We start from the raw sequence: 13,816 nt of genomic DNA, 5'->3' as shown, positions 1-13,816 counted from the left end.
TTCCCCCTACCGCGTTCATGGCGCGTTTCCCTACTGTTCCGGCACCGGCGGTTCCCCCTTCTGACTTGAAAATGTCAGGTGCATGCAACCCCATGCGTGCGACCCCAGGAGGGAGCCACCGGGGCGGCCCCGATGGTGAGGCCGTCGCGCCGGCGGCGGCGCCGGGACCCACCCGGCCCGGGGGCTGTGGAGGTACCCCACAAACAGCCACAGCCCCGTGCCGCCGCCGCGCCCCGCACCCTCAGCAGCTCCGGGAGTCGCCGGAGCCGCTCTCTGAAAGGGAACGACTTGAACGGTTCCAGGCGGAGACTGATATCCGTCGTGGCGGCGAGCGCCACGATCCTCGGCGTCGCGGCCACCTCCTCGGTGGCGCTCGCCGCGCAGGCCACCCCCTCCCCGCAGACGGCCGCGCAGGCCGCGAGCCCGGCCGCCACCCTGCCGTCCGCGCCCGTCGAGAAGGTCATCGTGACCTACAAGGCGAACGCGGCCGAGGCGACCTCCAACACCGCCGCCAAGAGCGACACCGCCGAGAAGGCAGCCAAGACGGGCGAGAAGCTCGCCTTCGAGCGCCGCCTCGCCGGCGGCTCCGCGCTCGTCGACCTGGGCACCGCGACCACCAAGCAGGACCTCGCCGAGGTCATGGCCGCCTTCCGCGCCGACCCGGCCGTCGCCGCCGTCGACGCCGACATCCGCGCCTACCCGATGGCCGTGACGCCCAACGACACGGACTACGCCAAGCAGTGGGACCTCTTCGAGCCCACCGGCGGCATGAACGTGCCCGGCGCCTGGGACAAGACGACCGGCAGCGGCGTCACCGTCGCCGTCATCGACACCGGCTACGCGGCCCACTCGGACCTCGCGGCCAACACGATCCCCGGCTACGACTTCGTCTCCTCCGCCACGGACGCCCGCGACGGCAACGGCCGCGACAGCGACCCGAAGGACGAGGGCGACTGGAGCGCCACCGACGGCGAGTGCGGCACCGGCTCCCGCGCGAGCAACTCCTCCTGGCACGGCACCCACGTCGCCGGCACCATCGGCGCCGTGACCAACAACGCCAAGGGCATCGCGGGCATCGCCCACGGCGCCAAGGTCCAGCACGTCCGCGTGCTCGCCAAGTGCGGCGGCTCCTCCTCGGACATCGCCGACGCCATCACCTGGGCCTCCGGCGGCACCGTCCCCGGCGTCCCGGTCAACCCCACCCCCGCCAAGGTCATCAACATGAGCCTCGGCGGCGCCAGCAGCACCTGCCCGACCGTCTACCAGAACGCCATCAACGGCGCCGTCTCGCGCGGCACCACCGTCGTCGTCGCGGCCGGCAACAGCAACACCAACGCCTCCGGCTTCACCCCGGCCAACTGCAACAACATCATCAACGTGGCCTCCACCAACCGCGCCGGCGCCCGTTCGTACTACTCGAACTACGGCACCATCGTGGACGTCGCCGCCCCCGGTGGCGAGACCCGCAACGGCACGACCCCCACGCCCGAGAACGGCATCTACTCCACGCTGAACTCCGGCACCACGGTCCAGTCGCTGGAGAACTACCAGCCGTACCAGGGCACCTCCATGGCCGCCCCGCACATCGCCGGCCTCGCCGCGCTGCTGAAGTCGGCCAAGTCCACGCTGACGCCCGCCGAGATCGAGTCCGCGATCAAGAGCAACGCGCGTCCGCTGCCCGGCGCCTGCTCCGGCGGCTGCGGCACCGGCATCGCCGACGCCGCCAAGACGGTGAACGCGGTCACCGGCGGCACCACCACGCCCACCCCGGGCACCACCTTCACCAACACCTCGGACGTGTCGATCCGGGACTACCAGACCGTCGTCTCCCCGATCACCGTCAGCGGTGTCAGCGGCAACGCCCCCGCCACCCTCAAGGTGAACGTCGACATCAAGCACTCCTGGCGCGGTGACCTCGTCATCGATCTGATGGCCCCGGACGGCACCTACTACCGGCTGAAGAACTCCAGCTCCAGTGATCCGACCGCCAACCTGCTCACCACCTACACGGTGAACGCCTCCTCCGAGGTCGCCAACGGCACCTGGTGGCTCCAGGTCAGCGATGTCGGCACGGGTGACACCGGCTACATCGACTCCTGGGGTCTCACCTTCTGAGACACCGGTAGGGACAACATCACCGCAGGTCAGGGGCGTGTTCCCGGCGTCGAGCCGGGGGCACGCCCCACCGCGCTACGCGAAAGTGCCGTCCACATGCCGGACAAGGAACCTGGACTCCCCGCCCCTGGTTCGTATCCTCACAGGGCGCGGGCAGGCGGCCCGCTGCGCACGGGGGCGGACCCGGGCGCCGGAGGGTGGTGGCACATGAGGACGACGCCGTACCCCTCCATGCCGGTCGGCCGGGCACAGCTCATCGACCGCCTCGACCGCACCCTCCAGACCCGCGGCCGGGCCGTGCTCACCGGACCCGCCGGCATCGGCAAGACGGAGGTCGCGCAGGCCGCGGCCGCCGAGGCCACCGCCCGCGGCGAAACGGTCCTCTGGCTCGCCCCGCAGCCCTCCGACCGCGACATGCCCGGCGCCGCCGCGGCCGCCCTCGTCGCCTCCGTCCCCCCGTCCGCGCTCGACGGCCTGCCCGGCCCGCAGCGCGACGCCATCGCCGTCCTGTGCCGCGAGGCCACCGCCCCCGACACCGGCTGGGACCCCATCGCCCTGCGCCTGGGCCTGGCCCGCATGCTGCGCACCCTCGCCGACGGCGGCCCCGTCCTCCTCGTCGTCGACGACACCCGCCACATCGACCCCGACAGCGCCGACCTGCTGCGCTTCGCCTTCCACCTCGCCCCGCCCGAGCTGCACGTCCTCGCCGTCGAGACCCCCGCCCCCTACGGCCCCGACGCCCCCTACGGCGACCCGGGCAGCGGCCCGTCGGCGGACAGCCGCGGCGCCGCCGACCCGGACGCGGCCGCCGACGGCACGCCCGCCGCGCTGTGGGTGCCCTCCGAGGCGGACGTCCTGCTCGTCCCGCCGCTCCAGGCCGACGAGATCGCCGAACTCCTCGTCCAGCACCGGCTCGCCTCCCGCATGGCGGGGCGCATCCACCAGGCCAGCGGCGGCAACCCGCGCCTCGCCCTGGCCGTCGGCCGCTCCCTGGCCGACTCCCGCACCCCCGTCCACCACGCCGAGGCGCTGCCCCTGTCCGGCCGCGCCCGCGACCTGGCCCGCCGGATGCTCGCCGCCGCCCCGCCGCCGGTCCGTTCCGCGCTGCTCCTCGCCGCGCTCGCGCTGCGCCCGACCGCCTCCCTGGTCCGCCGTGCCGGCCGGCCCACCGCCGAGGCCGAACTGGCCGCCGCCGAACGCGCCGGGCTCGTCTCCTTCACCGAGGACGGCGCCATCACCTTCACCGCCGGGCTCCTCCCGACGACCCTCGTCCACGACACCTGCTGGACCGAGCGGAGCGAGGCCCACACCGCGCTCGCCCGCGTCGTGGACGACCCCGTCGAGGCCGTCCGCCACCTGGCGCTCGCCACCGACGTCCCCGACGAGCGCCTCGCCGCCGAGGTCGCCGCCGCCGTGGAGACCGTACGCCGCCGGGGCAACAGCGCCCTCGCCGCCGAACTGGCCCTGCTCGCCGCCGAGTCCACCCCCGTCCACCTCGGGCGCCGCCGCATCGCCCGGCTCGCCGCCGCCGCGGAGGAAGCCGCCCGCGCCGCCCGCGCCGACCTCGCGATGCGCGCCGCCGCCGACCTCCTCGCCCGCGACGCCGGCCCCGAGGACCGGGTGCGGGCCCGGCTCGCCGTCCTGGACACCGCGAGCCAGGGCCTCACCGACCTGGACGAGCTGTACGTCCACGCCCTGGAGGACTCCGAGGGCAACCCGGCGCTGCGCGCGGCCGTTCAGCTGCGCCTCGCCGTCAAGTACGTTCTCGCCGACGGCGACCCGGTCCGCTCCCGCGCCGCCGCCGTCGAGTCGGCCGCGCTCGCCCAGTCGGCGGGCGACAACAACACCGCCGCGGAGGCCCTCACCCAGCAGGCCCGCATGGACCGCGTCCTCGGCTCGCCCGACGCGGACAAGACCCTCGCCGAGGCCCGCGAACTCGAACGGGCCGTCCGGCCCCTCGGCGTCCGCAACTCCGCGCAGATCCTGACCATCCGCCACGCCCTCTTCGACGACCGGCTGGCCGAGGCCCGCGACGAGATCAACGCCCTGCTGCCCCTGGTCGAGCGGCGCGGCACCGTCGAGGACACCATCGAACTGCTCCACACCCTCGCCGCCGTGGAGGCCCGCCGCGGCCAGTGCGCCGCCGGCCTGCAGCACGCCCACCGCGCCCTCGCCCTCACCCTGGAGGCGGGCCTGTCACCCGGCCCCGCCTGGTACACCCTCGCCATCACGGAGACCGCCGGCGGTTCCTTCGCCCGCGCCCTGCGCTACGCCCGGCGCAGCGCCCAGGCGTCGGAGGAGGAGGGCGACAACGTCTTCCTCTCCCGCGCCCTGTACGCCCTGGGCCGGGTGCAGCTCGTCACCGGCGACGTCGCCGCCGCGGTGGAGACCCTGCGCCGCGTCCAGGAGGGGGAGCGCCGCCAGGGGACCGTGGACCCGTCGATGCTGCGCTGGCACGAGGAGCTGGCCGAGGCGCTGCTCGCCGCCGACGCGCGCGAGGAGGCCGAGTCCCTCGTCGCCGAGGTGCGCCCGGTCGCCGAGCGCCTGGGCCGTACGACGGTGTCGCTCGGCCTGGACCGGGCGTACGCGCAGTGCCTGGCGGCGGCCGGGAAGCCCGAGGAGGCGGCGGGGCTCCTGGCGGCGACGGCGGAGCGGTTCGCCGAGCACGGCCTCGTACTGGAGCAGGGCCGCTGCCTGATCGCGCTGGCGCGGGTGGAGCGCCGCAGGCGCAGGCGCTCGGCCGCGCAGCAGGCGCTGAACGCGGCGGCCGCCGTCTTCGAACGGGCCGGGGCCGCGCCCTGGCTCGACCTGGTGGCGGAGAGCCCGGCCCGCGCGGAGAGCGCCCCGGCGGGCGCCGCCGGCGCGCTGTCGCGGCTCACCGAGGCGGAGGTGCGGCTGGCCCGGATGGTCGGCCAGGGCGCCAGCAACCAGGAGGCGGCCGCACGGCTCTATCTGAGCGTGAAGACCGTCGAGGCGCGTCTGACCCGCATCTACCAGAAGCTCGACGTGCGCTCCAGGGCCCAGCTGGCCACGGTCATCAACCAGGCCAGGCCGGGACGCGCGGGCGCGGCCGGCGCCGACGACCTCGCCTGACGGCGCCCGCCCCGCCCTGCGGCCGCCGGACTGACCGGACTTCGTGCCGCCGTGTCGCCCGGGCCTGGGGTGCCGCCCGGGGCCGGCGTGCCGCCGTGGGCGACGTGCCGCCGGGGCCGGTGTGAGCCGACGGTCCGCCGTCGCCGCCGGATTGGCCGGAGTCCGGCATCCCGTCGCGCCCGGCGATCGGAGCCCGGTATCCCGCCGCGCCCGGCAATCGGAGTCCGGCACCCCACCGCGGTCGGCATCGGTGCCCGGCCCCCCTGCGGTCGGCATCGGTGCCCGCCGATCCGTCGCCGCCGGACACGGCACCGCCGCGCGGCGCAATCGCGTGCCGCGCGGCGGTGGGGGCGGGTGGTCAGTGCTGTACGGTCTCGCCGCCCGCGTGGGCCGTGCCGCCCTGCGAGACGCCCTCGGCGGCACCGTCGACCAGCGACGTGACGGTGTCGGTGCCGACCAGCGAGCCGGGGTCCGGCAGGCCGCCGCCGACGACGGCGTGCGAGGACGGGGTGAGCAGGGACGTGACGACTCCGGCGGCGAGGGACGCCACGGCGAGCATGCTGCGCTTCTTCATGCCCTGAACAACTACGGGGACGCGCTTGCGGTCACGGCCCTCCCGCGACCAATTGCCGCCGGGGCGCCCGCCCGCCGCCGTGGAGCGCCGCCCGGGGCCCCGTCCTACGGTGGAGGGGGGCCGCCGCACGGAGGAGGACGCCATGGTCACCGTCGACGACGCCGCCGCACGGGAGGAGTTCGCCGGCCGGGTCGTGGCCGCGCTCAACGGCGCCGCGACCGCGCTGCTCACCAGCGTCGGCCATCGGACCGGCCTGTTCGACACGATGGCCGGTTTGCCCGCGGCCACCAGCTCCGAGATCGCCGAGGCGGCCGGGCTGCACGAGCGGTACGTGCGGGAGTGGCTCGGCGGCATGGTCGTCAGCGGCTTCGTCGCCTACGACCCCGAGGGCGCCCGCTACACCCTGCCGCCCGCCCACGCGGCCGGCCTCACCAGGGCGGCGGGGCCGGACAACCTCGCCACCCTCACGCAGTACGTCGGCCTCATGGGCGGCGTCGAGGACCAGGTCGTGGCGGCGTTCCGCGACGGCGGGGGCGTCCCGTACACGGCGTACCCCCGGTTCCAGCAGCTCCAGGGCGAGGAGAACGGCCGCGTCTTCGACGCCGCGCTCGTGGACACCGTCCTGCCGCTCGCCCCCGGCCTGACCGAACGCCTCCGGGACGGCGCCGACGCCCTCGACGTGGGCACCGGGCAGGGACACGCGCCCGTCGTGATGGCCCGCGCCTTCCCCCGCAGCCGCTTCCACGGCCTGGACCGCTCCGAGGACGGCATCGCGGCCGGGCGGGACGAGGCGGCCCGGCTCGGCCTGCACAACGTCCGCTTCACCGTGGGCGACTCGACCGGCATCAGCGGTACGTACGACGTCATCACCGCCTTCGACGTCATCCACGACCTGGCCGCGCCCGCCGAGACCCTCGCCGCGATCGCCGCCGCGCTCCGCCCGGACGGGATCTTCCTCATGGGCGACATCGCCGCGTCGAGCCGGCTGGAGGAGAACGTCGACCATCCCTTCGGGCCGACCCTGTTCGGCTTCTCCGTCTTCTACTGCATGACCACGTCCCTCAGCACGGGCGGTGCGGGGCTCGGCACGGTGTGGGGCGAGCAGACGGCCCGCGCCATGCTCGCCGAGGCGGGCTTCACCCGGGTGGACACCCACGGCGTCGAGGGCGACCCGATCAACTTGTACTACGTCTGCCGGAAGGACTGAACCGGGGCCGGGCCGCCCCCGCCAGGGCCCGTCCGGAAGGGCCGGGGCCGCCCGTGACGGGCGCCTGCGGGTGTCCTGCGCGCACGCGCGGGTGAGGGATGGGCTGCCGGGTGTGCACGTGCCCGCGGGGGAGGGCCGGCCAGCGTGAACGCGCCTGCGGGCAGGGGCCGGGGCGCGTTGTCAGTGGCGCGTGCTGAGATGGGTTCACGGTGAGTGACAGGAACGGACAGGGGGGTCTTGCCGTGGACGTGCCGGAGATGTGCGCCTCGCTTCTGAAGGTGCTGCGCGGGGGCGATGAGGCGGCGTCCCGCGAGGCGGGCGGGGAGAGCGGGCGTCGGGGCGATGACGCCGCGTCGGGCGGGACCGGCGGGGAGAGCGGGCACGGGCAGGCCGCGGCGGCGCTGCGGGCCGCGCTCGGCTCGCCGAAGGGGCCCGGCCCGGGGCGGCTGATGGAAGCGGCGCGCGCCGCGGGCGAGTGGGACGACGCCCTCGCCGCCGAGGTCCTGCGGCGCGGGCGGCCCGCGCGCGCGTTCGCCGGACTCCTGGACGGGGAGCCGCCGGAGCCGGACGGTGAAGTGGCCGGCCTGCTGCGCGAGCTGACGGACCGTCACCTCCAGGGGGACCCGGAGCGGTGGCGGGGCCTGCACGACGCGCTCGGCACCGCGCGCGATCCGCTGCCGGACCTGGTCGCGGCCCGTCCCGCACCGGTCGGCGGCACGCCGCCGCTGCCGCCCAAGTCCGCCGCCGACACGCTCGCCCTGCTGCTGGACCACACGGCGCCCCAGCACGCGGCCGCCGCGCTGACCGCCCTGCCCGACCGCACCGTCGACACCCTGCTCTCCCGCGGCAGCCTGCCCCGCCCCGCGCTGACGGCGGCCGTCGTGGCGCACGGCGACTCCCGGTCGCGGACCGCCCTCGCCCGGCACCCCCGCGTGGATGCCCGCGTCCTGAAGGCCCTCGTCGCCGCCGACGACCCGGCGGTCAACGCCGCCGTGTACCGCAACCCGCGCTGCACGCCGTCGCTGCGCCGCGCCATCACCCACGCGCTGGACCGCGTCCCGCTCGACGCCGCGCTCCGCGCCGAACTGCTGTCCCCGGCGACGGACGGGTCGCGCAGCCTCACCGCGCCGCTCCTGGGCTGCGGCGATCCGGCACTTGTGGTGCGCGCCCTGCGCGCGGGCGTCCGCAAGGTGGCCCAGCGGTACGCCCTGCTGCGCGTATGGGAGCGCCGGGGCCCCGAGGCCATAGGGACGCTGCTGGCGGACGCCGAGGCCATGCGGTACGTCCACGAGGAGGTGCGGGCCGACGTCGCCGCCGCGCTCGGCGAAGTGGACGGGGCGGCCCGGCTGCGCGCCGAGGGGGAGCCGTACGACGACCCTGACGCGCTGCCCCGCCTGCTGAGCACCAGCCGGGGCACCAGCACCCTGCGCGACCTGCTCAACGAGCCGTACGCGCACGACATGCGGGCCCTCGCCGCCGCCAACCGCCGGGCGCCCTTCATGCCGAAGGCCGCGGAGGAGCTGGTCCGGCACGAGGACGCCACGGACGACGAGCGCGCCGAGTTCCGGCTGACGCTGCTCAACGCCGCCTGGCGGGCGGGCGGACGCATCGCCGGGAACCTCACGCCCCCGGAGCGGCGACTCGCCGGGGAACGGCTGGACGCGTCGGCCGGCGAGTGGGCCGTCGGTGTGGTGCGGGCCGGGCTTCTCGACCCGTTCCTGCTGGTCACCGCCGCCCGGCCGGCCGGGCAGGCCGTGCGCGCCCTGAGAGCCCTCGTCGACCAGGGCCTGTGGACGGGGGAGCCCCGCGTGGCGTTCGTCCACCTCTGCCACGACACGCTGGGAGCACGCCCGGACGCGTGGGAGGCGCTGTTCACCGCCCTGCCGGACCACCCCGGAACACTGGCGGAGGCGATCCACGAGGCCGCGTCGGCCACGACCGGCGCGGAGCACGCGGCGGAGCCGCCCGGAACGGTCCCGGACGCGCCGCCGGAGACCGACGGGGCGGTACCGGACGTGCGGCCGGTCACCGACGGGGCGGTGGCGCCCGCCGGGGCTTCGGGGCCCGACGGCGAGCCGGGGCCCGACGGCGAGCCGGTGGCCGGCGGGGAACGGTCGGCCGGCGGGGCACCGATGTCCGCGTCCGCCGGGGACGGGGACGGGGACCAGGCCGTGCCGCCCGCGGCGCCCGTGGGGGAGCGGGCGCGCAGTGCGCTGGGGGCGTTCGACCTGCTGGTGTCGCTCGCTCCCGGTGGGGCCGCGCCGCTCCCGGACGACCGGGGCGTACTGCGGTACCTGGCGGCCCACCGGGAGGGCGACACGCCCGCGTGGCGGCACCCCGAGTGGCTGTGGCGGGCCTGCGAGGACCAGGGGCTGGACGACCTCGTCCACCCGTGCGAGACGCCGACGCGCGAGGAGGCGCTGGCGTGGCTGCGGGACAGCGAGGACCGGACCGCCGAGGGCCGTGTCGCCGAGCGCGCCTTTCTGTACGGCGTGCTCGACGGCGACGACCTGCTGCACCACCTGCCCGCCTCCCGGCTGATGGACCTGCCGTACGACTGGGACGGTCTGGCGTTCACCACCGCCTGGCGCCGGTCCGTCGCCGCGTTCCTCGACCGGCAGCTGGGAACCGACCCCGACGCGTGGCTGGGCCTGGCCGCGGCGGCCCGCGAGGCGGACGGCACCGCCCCGTGGCCGGAGCTGCTCGACCGGGCGCGCCGCACGGGCCCCCGGCCGGCCGAGGTGCTGCGCGAGCGCTGCGGCGTCCCCGGGGAAGGACCGGTGCCCGGCGACCCCGAGGCCGCGCTGGCCCTGCTCGCCCGCGGCAACCACCTGTGGGAGTGGCCGCTCGGCGCGCTGCTGTGCGAGGCACGTGAGGAGGCCGTCGCGGCGGTACTGCCCCGCCTCGGGACCTACGGGCCGTGGCTCCTCGCCGCGTACCTCATGCGGAACAGGCCCACCCCGCGCGCCCCCTTCGCCCACCTGCTGCGGCTGCGCGACCCCGCGGCGCTGCGGATCCTGTCCGCGCAGCACCGGTGGCTCGGCGACGACGCCGTGCGCGGGCTTCTCGACCTGCCCGACCCGGAGGTGGACCTGGCGCTGCTGCGCACCTCCCACGACCGGACCGTGCTGCGGCGTCTCGTCGCCCGGCCGGGTCCGGCGACGGCGCGGCTCGCCGCCGACCTGCGGGCCGACCCGCTCGCCCAGCCGCCGGGCGGCACGGTGTGGCTGGAGTCGCCGGAACCGGACCTCGTGGAGCTGCTGTTCGCCCGCTCGGGCAAGCGCCTGAACCTCGCCCAGCAGCTCGTCGGATGCCTGAGCCTGCTGCGTCACGGCGGGCCCCGGAGGCTGGCCGCCCTCGCCGACGGCGGGCTCCTCGGCGCGACCGCGACCCGGCTGTGCCAGAAGGCCCTCGCGTCGGACGACCCCGAGGCGCCCCTCGCGGCCAGGCTCCGCCGCGAGCTGTCCGCCGAGCGCCTGGTGAAACGGCTGCGCGGGGCCCGCCACCAGTGGGCGGCCCGCGAGATCGCCGTGGAGACGCCCGGCCCGCTGGACTGGTCCGCCTTGGAGGCCGCGCACCGCGACGACCCCCTGCCCGGTTGGGACGAACTGGTGCGGCGCCCCGACGCGCCGCACGGCATACGGCTGCGCCACGCCGGCCTGCTGCGGGTGCCGCCGCGGGACGGCGTGCCGCTGGGGCGGGAGCTGACGGTGGCGCGGTTGCGCTGCGGCCTCGGCTTCCACCACCGCGAGCCCATGGACGCGGTCCTCGACCATCTGCTGGAGAGCGCCCAGCTGACCGGCCGGGACCTGGTCCACGAGGCGGCGCCGGCGGCGGTCGTCCTCGCCTACCTCAACCGGGCGCGGCTGCGCCGCGACGCACCCGCGGAGGTGCGGGTCGCCGTGGCGGAGACGGAACGGCTGGTGGGGGAGCGGCTCGGCGGTGACGCGCCGGCCTGGCGCCGGGTGGCCGCCCGCCTCACCGAGCGGGAGCCGGACTGGGAGCCGCTGGCCCCGGTGCCGTCACTCCTGTCGGTGCGGTAGCGGGCCGCGGGCTTCACTCCGCCGTGCCCGGGCTCTGACCGGGGTCGGGCGGGGTGCCGTCGCCCGGGGGCGAGCCGTTGCCGCCGTCGGACGGGGTGTCGGGGCTCTGGCCCGGCGGCGAGCCGTCGGGCGGCGGGGCCTCGGTGTCCGGGGTCTGCCCGCCGGGGTTCTCCCCGGGGGTCGTCCCGCCGTCCCGCGTCGTGCCCGTCTCGCCCGCCGGGGTGTCGGTCGGGGTGTCCGGCGGCCGGGTCGTCGGCTTGTCCGTTGGGCTGTCGGTCGGCTTGTCCGTGGGCTTGTCGGTCGGCTTGTCCGTCGGGCTGTCCGTCGGCGGGGTGGTCGTCGGGCCGTCCGGGGACGTGGGCGGCTTCGTGGTGGCCGGCGATGTCGTGTCGCCGGGAGACGGGGAGGTGCCGGCGGGGTGCGGCCGCTCGACGGGTTTGCCGGTCACCGGGTCGATCACGGTGAACGTCGGCACGGGGGTCGGGGCGGGCACCACGACCACGATCTCCTCGGCCTGGAAGCCCGGCCACGTCTTCCCGACCACCTTCTCGGGCCGCTCCACCTGCGGCCGGTCCAGCGGGTTGCCGCAGGCGCAGCGCACCCGGGGCACGCCGTACTTGTCGATGAGCACGGCCGTGCCGGCCTGGAGGACCGCCTGGTACGGGACGGCGCGCCCGTCCTCGTACCCGTGGTTCGTGACCAGCGTGTCCAGGCGCAGCTGCACGGAGGTCAGCCCGCGCAGATAGCCGGGCAGCCCCTCCGGGGTGGTGCGCAGCACCGAGGCGAAGGCGCCGGCCTTGGCCCGGTCTGCCTGGAGGTAGGAGATCTGCTTCTCCACGTCGCAGACGGCGCGGTTGCCGCTGCCGCCGTACAACTGGGGAGCCGAGCCCGCGTACTGGTGGCGCTGCTGGGTGGGGAGCCGCTTCACGTCCCGGTCGGCCGCGATGTCCGTGCTGGGCGTGAAGCTGTTCGGGGGACGGTAGGAGACGCTCTCCGCGCTCACCGCCTGCGCCTTGTCCGGGCGCGACAGCACCACGGCCAGCGCGATCGCCGCCACCAGGACACCGACGAGGGAGGCGACCACCGGGACGGACCGCCACCAGGGGCGCCCGCCCCCGCCGCCGGCGCGGCGCGCTCCTCCCCCGGGTCCGTCCCCGCCGCCCCCTCCACCACCGCCTCCGCCGGGCGGCGGCGGGGGAGTCGCCGGAGGCTGTCCGGGAGCCGTACTGCCTGGTCTGGGATGCGAGAGGGGGCCCGACGGGGGACCCGTGGGGCGGCCGGACGCAGGGTCGGAAGTCACATTCGTCCCTTTCTTCCGTTCCGCGTTCATTGTGTGCCCCATGCGGGTGCCGTCCGCAAGCCGGGAGCCCAGGACCGTGCCTAGCGTGAGCGATGTGAGCAGCCACAGCGCCGCGCGGAGCGGCACAGCAGCGCACGGTCCCGGCCACGCCGTGCGGGCCGGCCTCCACGCCCTCCTCGCGGTGGTCGCCGCGCTCGCGGCGATGGCGGTCACCGCGGCCCTCGGGCTGTGGGCGGCGGGCGCCACGGACCTGCCGGGCGGCTCGTTCCCCCGGATCGTCGCCGCCGTCGTCGTCATGGCGGCGGGCGGTGACGTCGAACTGGCGGGCGGCGCGGGCGAACTCGCCCGTACGGACGCCGAACTGACCGCCATGCCGCTGTCCGTGTCGCTCGTCGGCGCGCTCACCCTCGCGACCGGGTTCCTGCGCCCGCTGCGGCACCGGGCCGTGGCCTCCACGGGCGAACTCCTCGCCAGGATCGCGGGCACGGCCGCCCTCTGGCTGGCCGCCCTGGCCGTCGTCGCGGGCCTGGCCCGGCACACCTTCACCGATCTGCTGCCCGCGGACTCGCCCGCCGACCTCATCGGCGACCTGCTCGGCGACGTCCTCGACGCCGCGCCCAGCGTCGGCTTCCGCGCCGATGTCGGTACGACGCTGCTGTACGGGCTGCTGTGGGTGCTGGGCGTCCTCCTGCTCGCCCTCCTCGTCTCCCGCCGGGCCCCGCTCCCGGCGCGGCTGGTGCGCTACCAGGAACCGGTGCGGCCCGCCGCGTCCGCGATGCTGTTCCTGCTCCTCGCGTACGTCGTGCTGGGCCTCGCCACCGGGGTCGTCGTGGCCGCCACGCGCGGCCACGCCTCGGAGACCTTCGCCGTACTGCTGCTCGGCCTGCCCAACCTGGTGTGGCTCGCGCTGGGCCTGGGCATCGGCGCGTCCTGGGAGGGCAGGGTCGACGGCCCGTTCGGCCTGCCCATGCCGCACGTCCTGGACCAGGTGCTGCGCGGCCCCGGGCAGACGACGCTGGACGTGCGGACCCTCGCCGCCCACGACGACCGGGCCTGGTGGCTGATCCCCGTGGCGGCGGTGCTGCTGCTGGCCGCCGCGTGCCTCATGGTGATCCGCTCGCCCGCCCGCACGCGGCTGTGGCAGCAGGCCCTGCACCTGGGGGTGGCCTTCGCGGTGACGCTGCTCGTCGTGGCGCCGCTGACCCGCCTGGACGCCCGCCTCGGGCTGTCGCTGCTGGGCATCTTCGAGGTGGACGCGCTCGGCGGGCGGGTCCACCTCCACCCCCGTGTGTGGGCGGCCGCCGGCTGGGCCCTGCTGTGGGGCGCCGTCGCCGGGTTCGCCGCCGGGCTCCTCACCCGCCGGGTCCGGCACCGCGGCGAGGCCGACGCCGCACCCCCCGTCCGCTGACCCGGCCAGGCCCGTCGTCGCATGCCCCGGACGGCAGCCGCGGGGCCGGTACGGGGCGGCAGCGGCGCCGGTACGG

Annotated in this window: 7 protein-coding genes; 5 read left to right on the top strand and 2 right to left on the bottom strand. The window is 76.6% G+C overall.

What is annotated here, in order from left to right; translation table 11 throughout:
* Positions 1-321: 321 nt before the first annotated feature.
* Complete coding sequence (locus ACSUPT_RS01295; RefSeq protein WP_436946154.1) at positions 322-2,115, top strand: S8 family serine peptidase; 1,794 nt, start codon at positions 322-324, stop codon at positions 2,113-2,115.
* A gap of 207 nt (positions 2,116-2,322) precedes the next feature.
* Entirely contained in the window at positions 2,323-5,208 is a 2,886-nt protein-coding gene (locus ACSUPT_RS01290; RefSeq protein ID WP_436943244.1) for an AAA family ATPase, read from the top strand.
* 358 nt (positions 5,209-5,566) lie between these two features.
* Here ACSUPT_RS01290 and ACSUPT_RS01285 read toward each other — a convergent pair whose 3' ends face one another.
* Positions 5,567-5,782 carry a hypothetical protein gene (locus ACSUPT_RS01285; RefSeq protein ID WP_361660708.1) on the bottom strand — a complete coding sequence of 72 codons (216 nt, stop codon included), beginning with the start codon at positions 5,780-5,782 and terminating at the stop codon, positions 5,567-5,569.
* Positions 5,783-5,924: 142 nt separating this feature from the next.
* Here ACSUPT_RS01285 and ACSUPT_RS01280 point away from each other — a divergent pair, with 142 nt between their 5' ends.
* Together ACSUPT_RS01280 and ACSUPT_RS01275 are read left to right on the top strand one after the other, a co-directional pair.
* A complete protein-coding gene (locus ACSUPT_RS01280; protein WP_436943243.1) occupies positions 5,925-6,989 on the top strand; it encodes a class I SAM-dependent methyltransferase in 1,065 nt (354 codons plus the stop codon).
* Between the two features lie 242 nt (positions 6,990-7,231).
* A complete protein-coding gene (locus ACSUPT_RS01275; RefSeq protein WP_436943242.1) occupies positions 7,232-11,032 on the top strand; it encodes a hypothetical protein in 3,801 nt (1,266 codons plus the stop codon).
* 13 nt (positions 11,033-11,045) lie between these two features.
* On the opposite strand, the gene ACSUPT_RS01270 is transcribed toward ACSUPT_RS01275, so the two are convergent.
* Positions 11,046-12,116 carry a DUF6777 domain-containing protein gene (locus ACSUPT_RS01270; protein WP_351967076.1) on the bottom strand — a complete coding sequence of 357 codons (1,071 nt, stop codon included), beginning with the start codon at positions 12,114-12,116 and terminating at the stop codon, positions 11,046-11,048.
* Between the two features lie 310 nt (positions 12,117-12,426).
* On the opposite strand from ACSUPT_RS01270, the gene ACSUPT_RS01265 reads away from it, so the two are divergent.
* On the top strand, positions 12,427-13,740 hold the full coding sequence (locus ACSUPT_RS01265) for a streptophobe family protein (protein WP_436943241.1): 1,314 nt from the start codon (positions 12,427-12,429) through the stop codon (positions 13,738-13,740).
* Positions 13,741-13,816: the final 76 nt, after the last annotated feature.

This window comes from Streptomyces sp. SudanB25_2051, from assembly GCF_964272635.1.
GTDB lineage: Bacteria > Actinomycetota > Actinomycetes > Streptomycetales > Streptomycetaceae > Streptomyces.
This window is presented reverse-complemented; position numbering and strand designations above follow the sequence as displayed.

Excerpts from the sequence above, each read along its gene's own strand:
- ACSUPT_RS01285 (WP_361660708.1), bottom strand. The coding sequence starts at position 5,782 with ATGAAGAAGCGCAGCATGCTCGCCGTGGCGTCCCTCGCCGCCGGAGTC.
- ACSUPT_RS01290 (WP_436943244.1), top strand. The coding sequence starts at position 2,323 with ATGAGGACGACGCCGTACCCCTCCATGCCGGTCGGCCGGGCACAGCTC.
- ACSUPT_RS01280 (WP_436943243.1), top strand. The coding sequence starts at position 5,925 with ATGGTCACCGTCGACGACGCCGCCGCACGGGAGGAGTTCGCCGGCCGG.